Annotated in this window: 17 protein-coding genes; 7 read left to right on the top strand and 10 right to left on the bottom strand. The window is 70.6% G+C overall.

Annotated features, from left to right (window positions below; all coding sequences use genetic code 11):
* Window positions 1-12 precede the first annotated feature (12 nt).
* The 5 genes from IPJ59_RS12625 to IPJ59_RS12605 all read right to left on the bottom strand — a co-directional run bounded on the left by IPJ59_RS12625 (window position 13) and on the right by IPJ59_RS12605 (window position 4,266).
* Window positions 13-1,314 carry an adenylate/guanylate cyclase domain-containing protein gene (locus tag IPJ59_RS12625; RefSeq protein ID WP_293271807.1) on the bottom strand — a complete coding sequence of 434 codons (1,302 nt, stop codon included), beginning with the start codon at window positions 1,312-1,314 and terminating at the stop codon, window positions 13-15.
* 22 nt (window positions 1,315-1,336) lie between these two features.
* The gene (locus IPJ59_RS12620) at window positions 1,337-1,687 is read right to left on the bottom strand and encodes a slr1659 superfamily regulator (RefSeq protein WP_293255473.1); all 351 of its coding nucleotides are present in this window, start codon (window positions 1,685-1,687) and stop codon (window positions 1,337-1,339) included.
* On the bottom strand, window positions 1,684-2,247 hold the full coding sequence (locus IPJ59_RS12615) for a DUF6272 family protein (RefSeq protein WP_293255476.1): 564 nt from the start codon (window positions 2,245-2,247) through the stop codon (window positions 1,684-1,686). Before IPJ59_RS12615 ends, IPJ59_RS12620 begins: the two co-directional genes overlap by 4 nt.
* 142 nt (window positions 2,248-2,389) lie before the next feature.
* A complete protein-coding gene (locus tag IPJ59_RS12610; RefSeq protein ID WP_293255479.1) occupies window positions 2,390-3,595 on the bottom strand; it encodes a class I SAM-dependent methyltransferase in 1,206 nt (401 codons plus the stop codon).
* Window positions 3,592-4,266 carry a hypothetical protein gene (locus tag IPJ59_RS12605; protein ID WP_293271805.1) on the bottom strand — a complete coding sequence of 225 codons (675 nt, stop codon included), beginning with the start codon at window positions 4,264-4,266 and terminating at the stop codon, window positions 3,592-3,594. The genes IPJ59_RS12610 and IPJ59_RS12605 overlap by 4 nt, the downstream gene beginning before the upstream one ends.
* Before the next feature lie 331 nt (window positions 4,267-4,597).
* On the opposite strand from IPJ59_RS12605, the gene IPJ59_RS12600 reads away from it, so the two are divergent.
* From IPJ59_RS12600 to IPJ59_RS37735, 6 genes are all read left to right on the top strand, one after another.
* Window positions 4,598-5,698 carry a GRAS family protein gene (locus tag IPJ59_RS12600; RefSeq protein WP_293255485.1) on the top strand — a complete coding sequence of 367 codons (1,101 nt, stop codon included), beginning with the start codon at window positions 4,598-4,600 and terminating at the stop codon, window positions 5,696-5,698.
* Entirely contained in the window at window positions 5,698-6,231 is a 534-nt protein-coding gene (locus IPJ59_RS12595; protein ID WP_293255488.1) for a hypothetical protein, read from the top strand. Before IPJ59_RS12600 ends, IPJ59_RS12595 begins: the two co-directional genes overlap by 1 nt.
* A gap of 29 nt (window positions 6,232-6,260) precedes the next feature.
* Complete coding sequence (locus IPJ59_RS12590; protein ID WP_293255491.1) at window positions 6,261-7,190, top strand: PP2C family protein-serine/threonine phosphatase; 930 nt, start codon at window positions 6,261-6,263, stop codon at window positions 7,188-7,190.
* Window positions 7,187-7,699, top strand: coding sequence for a hypothetical protein (locus IPJ59_RS12585; protein ID WP_293255494.1), 513 nt, complete (start codon window positions 7,187-7,189; stop codon window positions 7,697-7,699). Before IPJ59_RS12590 ends, IPJ59_RS12585 begins: the two co-directional genes overlap by 4 nt.
* Window positions 7,696-8,103 (top strand): hypothetical protein, encoded by a 408-nt coding sequence (locus IPJ59_RS12580; protein WP_293255497.1) that lies wholly within the window; start codon window positions 7,696-7,698, stop codon window positions 8,101-8,103. Before IPJ59_RS12585 ends, IPJ59_RS12580 begins: the two co-directional genes overlap by 4 nt.
* A gap of 102 nt (window positions 8,104-8,205) precedes the next feature.
* The gene (locus IPJ59_RS37735) at window positions 8,206-9,165 is read left to right on the top strand and encodes an adenylate/guanylate cyclase domain-containing protein (protein WP_366524583.1); all 960 of its coding nucleotides are present in this window, start codon (window positions 8,206-8,208) and stop codon (window positions 9,163-9,165) included.
* Here the strand turns inward: IPJ59_RS37735 and IPJ59_RS12570 are convergent.
* From IPJ59_RS12570 to IPJ59_RS12550, 5 genes are all read right to left on the bottom strand, one after another.
* Window positions 9,162-10,601, bottom strand: coding sequence for an FG-GAP repeat domain-containing protein (locus tag IPJ59_RS12570; protein WP_293271801.1), 1,440 nt, complete (start codon window positions 10,599-10,601; stop codon window positions 9,162-9,164). The genes IPJ59_RS37735 and IPJ59_RS12570 overlap by 4 nt on opposite strands.
* A 135-nt stretch (window positions 10,602-10,736) precedes the next feature.
* Window positions 10,737-11,606: a hypothetical protein gene (locus IPJ59_RS12565; RefSeq protein WP_293255503.1), complete on the bottom strand. Its 870-nt coding sequence runs from the start codon at window positions 11,604-11,606 to the stop codon at window positions 10,737-10,739.
* A gap of 22 nt (window positions 11,607-11,628) precedes the next feature.
* Window positions 11,629-12,069 carry a 23S rRNA (pseudouridine(1915)-N(3))-methyltransferase RlmH gene (locus IPJ59_RS12560; RefSeq protein ID WP_293255506.1) on the bottom strand — a complete coding sequence of 147 codons (441 nt, stop codon included), beginning with the start codon at window positions 12,067-12,069 and terminating at the stop codon, window positions 11,629-11,631.
* On the bottom strand, window positions 12,066-12,740 hold the full coding sequence (gene rsfS / locus IPJ59_RS12555; protein WP_293271798.1) for a ribosome silencing factor: 675 nt from the start codon (window positions 12,738-12,740) through the stop codon (window positions 12,066-12,068). The genes IPJ59_RS12560 and rsfS overlap by 4 nt, the downstream gene beginning before the upstream one ends.
* Before the next feature lie 46 nt (window positions 12,741-12,786).
* Window positions 12,787-13,848: a hypothetical protein gene (locus IPJ59_RS12550; protein ID WP_293271796.1), complete on the bottom strand. Its 1,062-nt coding sequence runs from the start codon at window positions 13,846-13,848 to the stop codon at window positions 12,787-12,789.
* Window positions 13,849-13,911: 63 nt separating this feature from the next.
* Between IPJ59_RS12550 and IPJ59_RS12545 the strand changes: the two genes are divergently transcribed.
* Window positions 13,912-14,838: a prepilin peptidase gene (locus IPJ59_RS12545; protein ID WP_293255514.1), complete on the top strand. Its 927-nt coding sequence runs from the start codon at window positions 13,912-13,914 to the stop codon at window positions 14,836-14,838.
* Window positions 14,839-14,856: the final 18 nt, after the last annotated feature.

The raw sequence follows: 14,856 nt of genomic DNA, 5'->3' as shown, positions 1-14,856 counted from the left end.
GGTGGTCCCGTCTCAGGCGCCGGTCCGCCACGGCAGCGCGCTGAGGGCGGCGGCGAGGGCGGGCGGGACGGCGGCGAGGCGGACGGAGAAGATGCCGTGGTCGGGCGAGCCGCTCTGGACCTTGGCGTAGGCGTGCTCTTCGTCGAGGCCGTCGAGGCTGAGCTTCACGTTGGCGAGCAGATCGGGCACGTAGGCGGCGGCGATCTCGGCGTCGCCGCGGTCGTCGAGGCTGAGCAGGGTGCCGGGGAGCGGCTCGCCGCTGGCGTCCTTGCCCTCGAGCACGGTGAAGCGCACGGGGACGCCGGCGGCGAGGGTGCGCTTGCTGGCGGCGCGGTCGGGGAGGGCGAGGTCCTCGCCGCCGACGTTGCAGATGCCGACGACGTCGTAGATCGTGAGCGCCTCGCGGGCGCCCTTGGGCAGGACCTGGAAGCTCCGACGGGTCCGCAGGCGGTCGCCGATCTCGCTGGCGCTGGACTGCGAGATGAGCACCTGGCCGCCGACGGTGTAGCTCTCGATGCGGCTGGTGAGGTTGACGTGGCTGCCGACGACGCCGTACTTGGCCCGCTTCTGCGAGCCGATGTTGCCGACGACGACCTCGCCGGTGTGGACGCCGATGCCCATCTCCAGGCCGGGCAGGCCCTGCTCGCGGAGGGTGTCGTTGACGGCGCCCATGGCGAGCTGCATGGCGAGGGCGCAGGCGACGGCCCGCTCGGGGTGATCCTCGCCGGCGATCGGGGCGCCGAAGACCGCGAGGATCGCGTCGCCGATGAACTCGTTGATCGAGCCGCGGTAGCGCTCGATGACCTCGGCCATCGCGCCGAGGTAGATGTTGAGGATCGTGACGACCTGCTCCGGGCTGAGGCGCTCGCACAGCGAGGAGAAGCCGCGCACGTCGGAGATGAGGATCGTGATCTTGCGCTTCTCCCCGCCGAGCTGGAGGCCGGCCGGGGAGGCGAGCAGGGTGTTGACGACGTCGTCGGTGATGTAGCGGCCGAAGACCTCGCGGATGAAGCCGTTGCGGAGCTCGAGGTTGACGACCAGCGCCTCGACCTCGTCGATCTTGACGGCCAGAAGGTCCTCGATCTCGTTGGCGTGCTCGAGCGTGGCCTCGTGCAGCATGGTGAGCTCGGCGTGCTCGCGGCTCAGCTCGGCCATGGCGCGGACGAAGGTGGCGAGCGCCTGCGGGTCGGCCTGGAGCTCGGCGGCGGCGGCGTCGGGGTCGTCCCACAGGCGCTGCCACGGGTCCTCGGCCACCTGGGTCACTTGGGCCTCTGGGGCCCCTGCGTCCTCGTGCTCGTCGTCCGCTTCCGCCATCCCGCCGTCCTCTCCGTCCGCGTCAGTTCATCGTCAGGGTGATGGTCGGCAAGAACTTGCGCAGGTTGGGCAAGGACTTGCTCTGCCAGGAGATCGTGGAGGAGGCCTGGACGTGGACCGCGAGGCCGCCGAGCTTGCGGATCGCGATGGCGAACTTGTAGAGCGTGTTGATGCCCGAGCTGTTGAGGAACACGAGGTCGGTCATGCGCAGCGTGATCGCCTGCGGGCGCTGTTCGAGCACCGAGTTGAGGAGGGCCGCGATCGGCTCGTACTCGGCGGTGCCGAGGCGGAGCGAGCCCTCGAAGTGCACGGTGGCGCTGTTGGCGTCGTAGAGCACGCGGTAGCCTGGACCCTTGATCTCCGTATCACTCATTGGTTCCTCACCTGTAACCGTGCCATGGTCTTGAGGAGCACGTTGTGGGGGTTGTCCTGGACGGCGTCGAAGCGCCAGCCAAGCTTGGCCCCGTAGTCTGACATCATCGTCAGAAAGCCGAGGCCCGAGGCCCCTGACTCGGGGTTCTCCGCGTTGGCCTCGACCCGCGCGAACAGCATCTCTTGCGGGTCGCCCGAGACCAGCTCGCGGAACTTGTCGACCAGCGCCTCGACCGTGGCCGCGAGGATCTGGTTGGCGACCAACGCGACCAGCTCGTCGTCCTCGACCACCACGGTGACCTCGACCGTCTCGCCGACGCTGAACTTGACCGCGTTCTCGACCAGCTCGTTGACGATGTAGCTGATGGTGCCGATGAACTCCGAGCGGGCGCCCTCGTCCTCGTTGCGGCAAGCGTGGACGGCGGCGAAGTACTCGGCGAAGAAGTCGGCGGTCGCGCTGCACTGGCTCCACCGCACCGCGAAGTCGCCCGGGTAGAAGACGAGGGACACCCGGGCGCCGCCGCCCGAGAGGTCCCTGAAGTCACCGATGCTCTCGTTCATGGCTGTCGTCCCGCGTGCTGCTGGTCGGTGCTGGCCGGACGGTAACACAGCCGCCGCAGCTGGGGTCACGCAAGCGCTGGGCGGGCGCTCGTGCGCGGGCCCGACCCTTTGGCGCCCTGGCCTGCTACGGCCAGGCGTGTGGTCAGGTGGAGCGCGTGGGCAGGGGCTTGCGGCCGGAGGCGACGAAGATCGGCCAGATGGCGAAGCCGCGGCGGCTGCGGATCGCGTAGACGTGGTCCTGGAAGCCGGCGTGCAGGCGCTCGACGACCTCGCGGGGGGTCTGCGTGGCGGTCGAGAGCTCGCCGGTGATGTACTCCTCCCACGACTCGATCACGCGGGCGAAGTCCTCGACGACGGTGTTGGTGTTGGTGATCCCGATCTGCTCCATCTGCACGTCCTCGAAGCCGAGGTCGGTGAGCAGCGAGTACATCTTGGGGCCGATGCTGAGGTCCATGCCGAGGCTGGCGAGCATCTTGAGGGTCTGGGCGTAGGTCCAGCTGACCGACTCGTGGCGCGGGTAGCCGTAGTTGTGGCTCATCATCTCGTTGGTGAGGTACACGCGGCCGCCCGGCTTACAGATCCGCAGCAGCTCGCGCAGGATGAGCTCGGGCCGGTTGAAGATCTGCAGCGACAGGCGCGAGGTGACGAAGTCGAAGGTGTTGGAGCTGAGGAACAGGTTGGCGGCGTCGCCGTAGTGGTACTCGATGTCGGCGATGCCGAACTCCTTGGCCATCTGGATCGCGTACTGCAGGAAGGGCCGGGAGTGGTCGACGGCGACGATGACCTCGGGCTTGAACTCCTTGTGCAGCAGGACCGCGAAGTCGCCGATGCCGCAGCAGATGTCGGCCACACGCAGGCCGTGGCGCAGGCCGTGGCGGTGCAGGAGCTCGCGCTCGTGCGCCCACACGATGTTGGTCTGGGTCCGCAGGACAGGAATGAGCTGGTCGTTCTCGATGACGCCCTGGCCCGGGTAGAAGGCCTTGTCGTACTGCTCGACGATCGCGTTGGGGAAGCGCTCGGTGAGGTGGCCGAAGCGGATCGGGGCCCACGGGACGGCGCTCGAGACGACCAGCTTGAGCCGCAGGTCGGGCCACTCGCGCTGGCAGTGGTCGAGGAAGCGGGCCAGCTCGAGGAAGGCGAGGTGGTTCAGGTAGCGCAGGCGCTTGAGGTTCAGGTAGAGGGTGCCGCGCACGCTGGCGGCGGCCTCGGCCAGGCACTGGCGGACGGGGTCGAGGTCGCCCGCGTGTTGCGGTCGCAGCGAGCCCTCGAGCGCGACCTCCTGGTTGTTCTCGTGGTAGCGGATCGAGTAGGCCTGCGCGCTGTCCATGGGCGGGGTCGGGCTCGTCATTCGTGCGGGACGATCAGGCGGAGCACGACGGCGTCGCTGCCCTCGCTCAGCTCGAGGCCGATGCCGTGGAGGGCGACCAGCTCGAGCAGGCCGGCGTCGGCGCCGTTCTCGCGGGTGCCCTCGTCGGTGCCCTCGCGGGTGTCGGTCGCCGTGTCGCGCAGGAGCTGGGAGAAGTCGCGCCGGTAGGCGGCCGCGGCGTCGGGCTCGGCGGCCCGGCGCATGCCGCGGCGCAGGCGGGTGACTCCGGGTCCGGCGGGCGCGCCGCTGGGGTCGGCATGGCTGTCCAGGTCCGCGGCCGGTCCCGCGGGGCATCGAAGTTCGACCTGGAGGCGGTCCGGGAGCCGGTGGATCGCCACCACGATCTCGCCGGGGGCGCCGGGTGCGGGGGGGATCGGCTGGCTGCGGAACACCAGCTCGAGCGCCTCGTTGAGGTAGGTGGAGAGGCGGGTGGTCAGCTGGGCCGGGTCGAAGCGGTCGGAGGCGGCGAAGCGGGCGAGGTAGTCGGCGACGTGCTGGCAGTGGATCCAGCCGTCGATGAAGCCCGCAATGGAGAGGGTGGCGGTCACGACGGGGGTCGCGGCGCTGTCCGGCCCGTCGCGCTGGTCTGCGAACGCCGCCCCGGGCACGGACCCGGGGGTCGAGGAGGGGTCGGGCGAGAGGTCATGCGACATGGCGGCGGGTGCGGGTCGGCGGTCGAGCCCCGTGCGGTTGGCGAGGGCCCAGGCCCAGGCCCGTTCGCTACGCGAGATCCTAGCAATACCGGAATCGGCCCGGGGAGCCAAGGTGCGGCTTCGCGCCGGGCCGCCGCCAGACCTGGCCAGACGTGGCCAGGGCCATGTGGGGACCCCTGGGGCCGTGAATTCGCTCGGATCCACGCCCCCGACCGGCCGCCGTGGCGGCCGGCGTGGATGTCCCTTGGGACAGGTACATGCCGACCTTGCCAAGACTCGGGGGTGTGTGTGACCTTGGGCGGCAACGAGGCCGGTGGTTGGGCCCAGCGACATGATCTTCGCGGATCGCTACAACATCATCCTGTCCGCGTGCCAGGACCTCAGCCGACACCGGGAGCAGCTGGTCGGCCCGGTGATCGCTGGGCAGCTCTTGCACGAGGTCGGGATGGACGTGCCAAGCGACATGTTGCTCTCGCACATCGTCTCGGAGGCGCTGCTGCGGCGGGTCGACCGCAACCTGTTGGGGGGCAGGAACATCTACCTTCAGTCCTACGAGGTCGCGCAGATCGACCTCTTCGACCTCCTACGCAAGGCGCTGCCGCCGCTGGTGCAGGGCTACGCGATCGCCAACCAGCACCTCGCCCACGCGCTGGCGGAGCTGGACAGCGCGGCGCTGCTCGACATCGGGATCGGCAAAGGGGCGCAGATGGCGATGTTGATGCCGATCCTGGCGGCGGCGCCGGGGCGGCTGCGGCGGCTGCGGGTGGTGGCTCTGGACCCCAGCGCGGCCAATTTGATCGAGGCGCAGATGGTCATCGACGCGGCGGCGCGGGGGTTGCCCTTCAGCGTCGAGGTGGTGGCGCTGCGCGGGCTGGTCGAGCGCTGCGAGCCGTCGATGCTGCAGGCGGCGGTGGCCGGGGTCGACGGGGTGGTGATCAACGCGGCCTACGCCCTGCACCACACGGCGCACGCGCCCGGTGACCAGGGCCTGCGCACCGACCTGCTGCGCCGGCTGGCGGGGCTGCGGCCGCGGGTGTTCACGCTGGTCGAGCCGAACGCGAACCACGACACCGAGCAGCTGACGAAGCGGGTGCACAGCTGCTGGCAGCACTTCGGCGCGGTGTTCGACCTGGTCGACCGCAGCGATGTTTCGCCGCTCGAGAAGTTTGCGATCAAGGCGAAGTTCGTCGGCCGCGAGGTCCGCGACATCCTCGGGACCAGCGACATCTTCCGCTGCGAGCGCCACGAGCTGTACGACTCGTGGCTGCTGCGGCTGGCGAAGGCGGGCCTGCGGCCGTACCCGGCGATCCCGCTGGACATCGAGCTGCCGGACTACTGCTGGGCGATCGAGCGGCAGGGGCTGGTGCGCCTCGGCTACCGTGGGGAGGCCCTGATCGCGGCCTTCGCCTACCGCTGCCCGGAGGTGCTGTGATGGCCGCTGACCCGGAGCCGATGGTCCATGGCACGCTGATGGCGGGCTTCGCCCAGGCGTGCATCAACCTCAAGATCGTGGCCGGGAGGCAGGTCGGCGAGCTGCTGGCCGACCTCGACGTCAGCGAGTGGTACCCGCTGCGGCGGTGGGTCCAGCTCGAGCAGATGATCGGCGTGACCTACCAGAACGTCGATCCGATCCGGCTCAAGCTCGGGATCGAGATGATGTCGCTGTGGTATCACCGCGGTCCGGGGCGCGACGTGATCCGCCGTGGGGTCGACTTCCTGCACTTCCAGACCGGCAGCACCGGGATCGTCAGCGTGATCCGGGGGCCGCAGGATCTGGTCGGATCGTTCGACCTGCGCGAGTTCGACGCGGCGGCGGGCCGGGCCGTGATCCACTCGACAACACCGTTCCATCGCAAGATCGAGAGCGGCGTGCTCATCGGCGGCCTGCTGGCCCCGGGCGACCTCGACTACGTCAACGTGCATAATGACGGGGACCCCGACCTGCTCGTGGTCGAGTTCCACTGACCACTCCCCCGCCAAGGACGCCCCGGAACATGGCCCGCCTCGAAGATGTGCTCGATGAAGGCGACGCCGCGGCGGTGCACGAGCTGAGTCGCGCCGAGCTTGAGCGCCTGCTGTGGAAGTACCGCGGGCTGCGCAAGCAGGTCGAGCGCGACACTGCGTTCTGGCAGGCGACCAACGACACCTTGAAGACGGCCTACGAGCGCCTCGACGAGCAGGAGCGCGAGCTGGCGCATGCGTACCAGACGATCCGCCAGGACCTGGAGATCGCGCAGCAGGTCCAGCACGCGCTGCTGCCGAAGCAGCCGCCGGACATGCTGGCCCAGCTCGACCTCGCCGTTTATCACAAGCAGCTCACCGAGGTCGGCGGCGACTACTACGACTTCTTTCGCACGCGCGAGGGCCACCACGCGATCGGGCTGTTCGACATCTCCGGGCATGGCGTGTCGGCGGCGCTGATCATGGCGTTCCTCAAGGCGCAGTTCATGCAGACGATGGAGCAGGTGGCGCGGCCGAAGGAGATCGTGGAGTGGGTGAACCAGGCGTCGCTGGGCTTCCTCCGCGAGGTCCGTCGCTATGCCACGGTCAACTTCGTCGTTTTCGGCGAGCGCTCGATCCGCTACGTTTGTGGCGGAGGGTACGGCGTTCTTGTGCGTGGCGGCGAGATCTACACCTTCAGCAAGGGCGACCCCTTCATCGGCATCCGCCGCCGGCCGTACACGGAGTTCGAGCTGTCGTTTTACACGGGGGACCTGCTGGCGCTGTACACGGACGGGCTGGTCGAGGCCCAGAACGCGGCCGGCGAGAGCTACAGCTCGCGCCGCCTCAACGCCCTGATCTGCGCCCACGCGCACGAGCCGGTGACCGAGATTCTGCGCCGCTGCGTCGACGACTACCACGGGTTTCGCCGCAGCGACGCCGACGACATCACGCTGATCCTGCTGCGGAGGCGCGAGGCATGAGCGAGGCGGAGCGGGTGGCGGCCCCGTCCACGCGGATGGGGGTCTCGTTCCGCGTCGCCCCGCTCGGCGACATTCGCGGCAACCTGGCGACGCTGCTCGGCGAGTCGCTGCCGGCGCTGATCGGCATGTTCTACCCGCCGAGCGTCGGCAAGAAGGCCAACGTCGCGGTCACCGAGCTGATCCAGAATGTGGTCGAGAACATCGTCGATCCGGACAGCGAGCTGCAGCTCGAGCTGCGCGTCGACGCCGAGGCGCTCGAGGTGCAAGTGCGCAACAAGGCGACGCAGACGCAGTACGAGGCGGTGCGCGACCGCATCGACGCGGTCGCCCAGACGGCGGATCCGCGGCGCCTGCTCGGCGAGACGCTGCGCGCCCGCCGGGCCGACCGCCTCAAGGGCGGGCTCGGCCTGCTGCGCCTGGTCTCGGAGAACCGCTTCCGGCTCTCGGCTCGCTATGAGCAGGAGCATCTGACCGTATATGCGGTTTTTCCGCTGGGAGGTATCGTATGAACATCCTTACCTATTGCGAGATCATGGACGGCGGCGCCAGCGTGTTCCACTGCGTGGCGCGCGAGGACGAGGGCTCGCTGCTGGTGACCTTCAGCGGGGTGGTCCGCGTCGACAACCCGGCGCGGCACCTGTCGGAGATGCTGACGGATCTGCGTCAGATCTTGCCGGGCCGGGCGATTGAGCGCACGGTCATCGACTTCACCGAGCTCGAGTTCTGCAACTCCAACGGCTTCTACAGCATCATGGATGTGATCGAGCTGGTCTATGCGACCGTCCAGGGCCCGGTGCTGGTGCGCCGACTCGAGGAGGACGACTGGCAGCAGGAGACCCTGCCGATCCTGCTCAACCTCGATGAGGCCACGGTTGCCGCTCGCACCTCGTTCGAGGACGTGCGAGAGATCTAGGCGCGTGTCCCAGATGCCCACCGTCCTCGATCTGATCACCCCCGTGCTCCTGCGCATCGACGCCGACGGCGACGTCCAGGCGGCGGACGAGCCGTCCGCGGCGTGGCTCGAGGCGCAGGAGATCGCGGGCCTGGCCGGCCCGGTCGAGGCGTGGGACCGGTCGCTGCTGCGCCTGTGCGGCGTCGCGGACCCGGCGGCGCTGGTCGGCGTCGACGGCCCGTGGCGCTCGCTGCCGCTGCCCGGCGGCGAATACCTGGTGATCGGCGGGGCGTGGCAGAGCGGGGAGACGATCGCGGAGCGGGTCGGCCTGTCGAGCCTGCAGACCAAGCAGGCGATCCTCAACGTGCTGCCAGCGGCCACCGCCGAGGCGATGGCGGGGCGCGGCCTGCAGCCCAAGGCGTACCGCGAGTCGACGATCGTGTTCGTCGACGCGGTCCAGTTCTCGCGCCTGGCCGGCCGCGTCGACCCGGTGAGCTGCATCCGGCAGCTGGACTTCTACTTCTCGCTGTTCGACCAGATCACGGCGCATTCGGCGTCCAAAAGGTCACGACGATCGGCGACACGTACCTGGCGGTCGCCGGCGTGCCGCAGCGACGAGCGGCGCACGCGGTCGACGCGACCCTGGCGGCGCTCCGACTGGCCCAGGCGGTGGCGACCCGCCCGGGCCCAGTGGTCGATGAATGGGAGTGGAGCTTCCGCATCGGGCTCCACTCGGGACCCTGCATCTCGGGCGTGACCGGGGCGCGCCGGCACGTCTTCGATCTGTGGGGCGATACGGTGAGCGTGGCGGCCCACGTGCAGCGGGTCGGTCGCGCCGATGTGGTGTCGGTGTCCGGGGCGACGGCGGAGCTCATCGATGCATTCTTCGAGCTGAGCTTCGATGCGATGACGGTGGTCCGCAACGCGGGCGAGGTCGCGGTCTTCGTGGTCCGGGGGATCCGGCCGGAGCTGGTGGATGCGGAGACGGGGCTGGTGAACGCGGCGTTTCGCGAGCGCTATCTGGCGATGTTCGGGGACGAGTGCCCGGCGGCGGCTGGGGATGTGCTGCTCGGGGCGCTTTAGCGGACCCAGGCTTCGAGGGCGTACTCGCGGCCGAAGCCGGCGAGACGGACGATGTCGAGGCTGTCGTCGCCGTTGAGGTCGCCGACGTCGATGCCGTAGGCGGTGTCCATCGCCACGCCGTTGAAGGTGTAGGTGAGATCGGGCAGGCCCGTGGCCTGCGGCGTCCAGGCGGTGCCAGTGCCGTCGCCGAGGTAGACGGCGAGGCCGGTGCCAGGGTCGTGGGTGACGAGGTCGAGGTGGCCGTCCCCGTTCATGTCGGCGAGGTGAGCGATGTGCGAGCCGTCGACCATCGCGGCCAGCGACCAGCTGTCGCCCTGGCCGAGGTAGATCGATCCGCCGGCGGCGATGTCGAGGGTACCGTCGCAGTTGATGTCGCCGACACCACCCTGCACCGGGTCGGCGTTGAGCTGATTTGCGGGACCGGCGGCGAGCGCCGCGGCCTCGCTGAAGCTGTCGCCGTCGTTGCGAAATACGTGGACGTCGAGCGCCACACCGCTGCCCTCCCCGAAGGCGAACACGTCGAGGTCGGCGTCGGCGTCGAGGTCGGCGAAGATGAAGTGGCCCGTGTTGTGCGCGTTGGCCGACTGCGGCCCCGCCATCTCGGACCACGCGCCGCCGCCGTCGCCGCGATAGGTCCGCAGCCCGACGCCGAACTGGTCCGCGCCGAAGATCGCGTCGAGCTTGCCGTCGCCGTCGAGGTCCGCCAGCCCACCCCCGCTGAACAGATTCGATGCGTCCGGGAACCCGGTGATCGCGGCCGCGAAGCCCGGACCGGTCCACGCGTAGGCGCCGCGCACGTGATCGCCGACCAGCACGTCGAGCACGCCGTCACCGTTGAAGTCGCCAGCGTCGCCGCCCCAGCCGCCCGCGAACAGCCCGCCGCTCAGCACCGACGGCGCGCCGAGGTCGAAGCTGCCGTCCCCGAGCCCGTGCAGCACATACGCGGCGGCGGCCTTGCGCATGTTGACGAACAGGTCGAGCGTGCCGTCGGCGTCGAAGTCGGCGAGCAGCGGGATCGACCGCGGCGCCTCGGGGTCCGCGAGGCCGGTCATCCCGACGCCGATCGACCACGCCGCAGTGAAGGAGCCACCGTCGCAGCCGAGCGGGACCTCGCTGGTTCGACCGACGCCGGCCGGCAAGGGGGCGGGCTTGTGGCAGCCAGGGGTGAAGGGGCACGCCAGCGGCGCGCCGGTCGTGCTGTCATCGCTGCTCGCGGTGCCGCTCGCGTCGCCGCTCGTCGGTATGCCGGTGCTGGTGCTGTCGTCGGCGCCGCTCGTCGGCCCCGAGCTGCAGCCGCCGCCGACACAGCCGCCCGTGCTGCCCCCGCTCGTGCCGGGCTCGCTGCTGCCGGTCTGCGCGGCGCTGCCGGCGGTGGAATCGCCGCAGGCCGCGAGCAGCAGGAATGCGAGAGGGAGGCGGCGAGGAGGCGCGATCATGCGCGTAATCAATCACATGTGTCCGTGCCGGTAAAGCGCGACCGACGGGTCGTGCGGTGTGCACGGCTCGGACCCGTGGATTCACCCGTGGGTGGCGTGCGGGGAGGAATGTCCTGCCGGTGATGCCACCTGCGATCAGAAGTCGCTGGGGTGGCGACCGAAGATATCGATCTCCTCGTCGATCGCGCAGATCCACACCCATTCCTCGCACTTGTTGGCGGTGCAGCGGCGGGACGCGCACTCCTTGTTATCGGTGCAGGGCGCGTCGGCGGCGGCGCGGGCGAGGCACTTGCCGTCGCCGGCGCAATAGAGATCCTGGCGGCACACGCCGTTGTCGAGGCAGGCCTCGCCGACGCCGCGGAGCGGCTCGCAGAGCTTGGAGCCGGCGAAGTCGCAGGCGGCGTTGGCCTTGCAATTGGCGAGCGGGGTGACGCATGGCTGGCCCTCGGCGACGGTCGGGAGGGGCGGGGAGCACACGTCGGCGCTGCAGTTGTCGGGCGCGGCGCACTTGTCGGCGAAGAGGGTGGTGAGCAGGACGGACGAGGAGGTGCAGGCGCCGGCGGGGGCGACGGCGCCGCGGTAGACCAGGCAGTCGAGGGTGCAGGAGGGGCTCACGTCGATCTCGGAGGCGTGGGCGCAGCCGCGGGACTGGACCAGGCCGGCGAGCTTGCGCGCAGCGCAGGCGCCGTCGTAGGTGAGGCCGAGGTTCTGGCCGTCGTCGCGGATGAGGGCGAAGCCGTCGAAGAAGTCGAGCGAGCAGGTGACGTTGAGGTTGCAGCCGCAGGCGAGCTTTTGTTCGCAGATGGTCTCGGCGAAGCGCTCGGCGAACTCGGCCTCGGGGATCGGCGGGAGGGCGGGGTCGCAGGGGTCCGGCAACGGGCCGCCGGTGGGCTCGCCGGTGTCGGCGCTGCTGCCCGTGCTGGCGGACTCGCTGGTGACGGCGCCGTCGTTGCAGGCGGCTGAGACGAGCAGGGCCAGGGCGAGCGCGAGCCGGCGAGGCGACATCGCGGGCATCCTACGCGATCCCTCAGTCGTGGTGGTAGGGGTGGCCGGCGAGCATTGTGGCGGCGCGGTAGAGCTGCTCGAGCAGGATGAGGCGCGCGAGTCGGTGGGGCAGGGTGAGGCGCGAGAGGGCGAGCAGACGGTCGGCGCCGTCGCGGTCCTCGCCGGTGAAGCCGTCGGCGTCGCCGATGTAGAAGCTGACCTGGCGGGCGCCACCACTGCGCCAGGTGTCGATCCAGCGGGCGAGGCCGCGGCTGTCGATCTGCTCGCCGCGCTCGTCGAGGAGGACGCGGGGGCCGAGACCGCGGCTGCGGTCATTCCAGCGGGCGCGCAGGCCTGGGGCGTCGCGCAGCTCGAGGTGCTCGAGCGGAGCGAAGGGCTGGATCCTGCGGACGTAGTCGTCGCAGAGGGCCTGCAGGCCGGCGTCGCGCAGCTTGCCGGCGGCGACGACGGCGAGCCGTGTCACTTGCGGCGGGCCGGGCCGGCGGGCGCGGGAGGAATTGTGTCGTCGGCGTCGGGCACTGCGGCTTCGGGAGCGTCGTCGTCGTAGTCGGCGTCGTCTTCGTCGTCGAAGTCGTCGTCCTCATCCTCGTCATCGAAGTCATCGTCGGCGTCCACGGCGGCGTCGACGGCGTTGGTGTCGAGCTCACCGGTGATGCCGACGAGGTCGGGGTCGTCCTCGTCGAGCTCGCCCTCGAAGGCGCCGAAGCTGCCGCCGCGGAAGTTGGGCATGGGGTCCGGCGGGGTGAGGCCCTCGAGGCCGGAGGTGTCCATGACATCGGCCGGGAGGTCGAGCTCGACGCGGGGGGCGTCGTTCCACATGCTCTCGAGGTCGTAGTGCTTGCGGACCGGGTGATAAAAGATGTGGATGAGGAAATCGTCGTAGTCGAGCAGGTCCCACAGGTGCTCGTCGAGGCCGTCGCTGCCGATCGGTGACAGACCCTGGGCCTTGAGGCCGGCGAGCAGCGCGTCCGTGATGCCGCCGACGTGGCGGTCCGAGCGGCCGGAGACGATGAGGGCGTAGTCGGTGTAGCCGGCGACCTCGGTGAGGTGGAGGATCACGGGGCCGACGGCCTTGGCGTCGATGGCGATCTCGAGGGCGCGTTGCAGCAGCGCGGGCAGTTCAGCCTTGGTCACGGGGGGCCTTGTAGCGCGGCTTCGGGCCGGGGACAACCGGCCTTTGTCACGCGCCGACGAGGCCGTGGAGGAGGTGCTGGCGCTCGAGCTCGGGGCGGGTGCGTTCGGGGAGGGGGGTCGCGAGCGCGGGGGCCTCGATGACGAGGTCGGCGGCGGCGGCGGGCTCGACGGTGGCGTGGAGCTCGGCCTTGCCTTGCTGTGGGCGGTCCAACACGTCGCGCACGACGTAGGCGACGGACAGCTCGGCCTTGCGCCACAGGCCGGTGGCGCGGTCGAGGCTGATGCTGCCGTGGATCTCGCCGATCTCGCTGCGCTGGCGCCACTCGCGGCCGTGGCCGGCGGCGACCAGAGTGGGGTCGAGGGCGTCGGCGCGGCGGAGGGTGAGCTCGAGGGTGTCGCCGGTGTCCTGGATGTCGAGCGCGAGCGCGGGGGCGGCGAGCTCGACCAAGTCGTGCACGCAGTGCTGGGCCTCGTCGAGCCAGATCTGATGCAGCTCCGAGTCGAGCGCGCGCGCGTGCCAGCTGCGGTAGGCGAGGCGGGTGTAGACCTGCTCGTCGAGGATGATGACCTCGCGGCCCTCACCCTTGTCTGTCTTTTGGGACAGGTGCATGCGCAGCGGATCGCGGAGGGCGGAGCCGAGGATGAGGGTGAGCTCGTCGCCGACGACCTGCTCCTGCTGGATCGGCTGGTCGACGACCGGGCGGGTGGGGGCCTCCGGGAGGAGCGAGAAGCTGGCCTTGTAGTGGAGGCGATGCGGGCCGAGCAGGGCGCGGGCGCTGGTGTGGCTCTGGGCGAGCGCGGCGAGCAGGGTGCGCGGGCCGGGCTCGGCGAGCAGGGCGTCGACGCGGGCGCGGGCCTGCTCGGCGCGCGGGTCGGGGTGGTCGCTGGCGAGGGCGAGGGCGGCGGCCTCGGCGGCGGGGTCGACGGACGCGCTCGCGGACTCGGTCGCGGGCTCGCTGGCGCAGGCGGCCAAGGTGAGGGCCAACGCGAGGGTCGTGCTGCTGGCCGCGATGCGTGGGGACAGGGCCAGCGCGAGGGCCGTGCTGCTGGCCGCGATGCGTGGGGACGGGGCCAGCGCGAGGGCCGTGCGCGGGGCGGGGCGGGTCACGGGGCGGGAGCCTAACACGGGGCGCGAGTGCGCGGGCGCGGCGGGCGAGCTACAGTGCGGGCCTTGCCGGACACCCTGCCCGTCGACGTCGATCCTGCGCTGGTGTGGCTGTTGCTGGCCCCGTGGGCGCCGATGTTGGCGTTCGTGTTCGGGGCGCTGTGGGGCAGCTTCGCCAACGTCGTGATCTATCGCGTGCCGCGGGGTCTGAGCGTGGTGCGGCCCGGGTCGCGCTGCCCGGCCTGCGAGGTGCCGATCGCGTGGTACGACAACATTCCGGTGCTGTCGTACCTGCTGGTGCGCGGCCGTTGTCGGCGCTGCGGCGAGCGGATCGCCCTGCGTTATCTGGTGGTCGAGCTGCTGGCGGGGGTGCTGAGCTTCGCGTTGTACATGCAGCACGTGATGCGGCCGCTGGTGCTCGGCGGCGGGCCGGCGATCGGGGCGTGGTTGCTGTGGCTGGTGTTCGGGCTCGGGCTGCTCATCGTCACTTACACCGATATCGACCTGTGGGTGATCCCGGATGAGGTCGTGCTGCCGGTGGCGGCGCTGGGGCTGCTGGTGGCGGGGATCGACCGGGATGTGCTCGGGGTCGGGCTGATCGAGGCGATGGCGGCGGGGGCGGCGGGCTATCTGCTGGTGGCGGGGCTGCGCTGGGTGTACCTGCGCTGGCGAAAGATCGAGGCGCTCGGGCTCGGCGACGGCAAGCTGCTGCTGATGATCGGGGCGTTCTGCGGGGCGAAAGGGCTCGTGTGGGCGCTGGCGGCGGGGGCGATCCAGGGGCTGGTCGTCGCGGTGCCGCTGCTGCTGCTCGGCAAGCGGGTGGCGAGCAGCGAGCTGCAGGAGGTGCACGGCGACGACCCGGAGCTCGGCGAGGACGGCGACGGGGTGATGGGCGCGCGCGTGCCCTTCGGGCCGTTTTTGGCGATCGCGGCGTTCGAGTACGTGCTGCTGCCGGAGCAGATCGAGGCGCTGGTCGAGCTCGTGCTGCCCTGAGCGCGCGCGCGTGTGCTA

The organism is Nannocystis sp. (assembly GCF_016714285.1).
Classification (GTDB): Bacteria; Myxococcota_A; Polyangia; order Nannocystales; family Nannocystaceae; genus Nannocystis.
Note: the sequence above shows the minus strand (reverse complement) of the source record. Positions and strands in the feature narration are given on the sequence as shown.

Bases quoted from the DNA above. Each gene is read 5' to 3' on its own strand.
- IPJ59_RS12625 (WP_293271807.1), bottom strand. From the start codon at position 1,314: ATGGCGGAAGCGGACGACGAGCACGAGGACGCAGGGGCCCCAGAGGCC.
- IPJ59_RS12620 (WP_293255473.1), bottom strand. From the start codon at position 1,687: ATGAGTGATACGGAGATCAAGGGTCCAGGCTACCGCGTGCTCTACGAC.
- IPJ59_RS12615 (WP_293255476.1), bottom strand. From the start codon at position 2,247: ATGAACGAGAGCATCGGTGACTTCAGGGACCTCTCGGGCGGCGGCGCC.
- IPJ59_RS12610 (WP_293255479.1), bottom strand. From the start codon at position 3,595: ATGACGAGCCCGACCCCGCCCATGGACAGCGCGCAGGCCTACTCGATC.
- IPJ59_RS12605 (WP_293271805.1), bottom strand. From the start codon at position 4,266: ATGTCGCATGACCTCTCGCCCGACCCCTCCTCGACCCCCGGGTCCGTG.
- IPJ59_RS12600 (WP_293255485.1), top strand. From the start codon at position 4,598: ATGATCTTCGCGGATCGCTACAACATCATCCTGTCCGCGTGCCAGGAC.
- IPJ59_RS12595 (WP_293255488.1), top strand. From the start codon at position 5,698: ATGGCCGCTGACCCGGAGCCGATGGTCCATGGCACGCTGATGGCGGGC.
- IPJ59_RS12590 (WP_293255491.1), top strand. From the start codon at position 6,261: ATGGCCCGCCTCGAAGATGTGCTCGATGAAGGCGACGCCGCGGCGGTG.
- IPJ59_RS12585 (WP_293255494.1), top strand. From the start codon at position 7,187: ATGAGCGAGGCGGAGCGGGTGGCGGCCCCGTCCACGCGGATGGGGGTC.
- IPJ59_RS12580 (WP_293255497.1), top strand. From the start codon at position 7,696: ATGAACATCCTTACCTATTGCGAGATCATGGACGGCGGCGCCAGCGTG.
- IPJ59_RS12570 (WP_293271801.1), bottom strand. From the start codon at position 10,601: ATGATCGCGCCTCCTCGCCGCCTCCCTCTCGCATTCCTGCTGCTCGCG.
- IPJ59_RS12565 (WP_293255503.1), bottom strand. From the start codon at position 11,606: ATGTCGCCTCGCCGGCTCGCGCTCGCCCTGGCCCTGCTCGTCTCAGCC.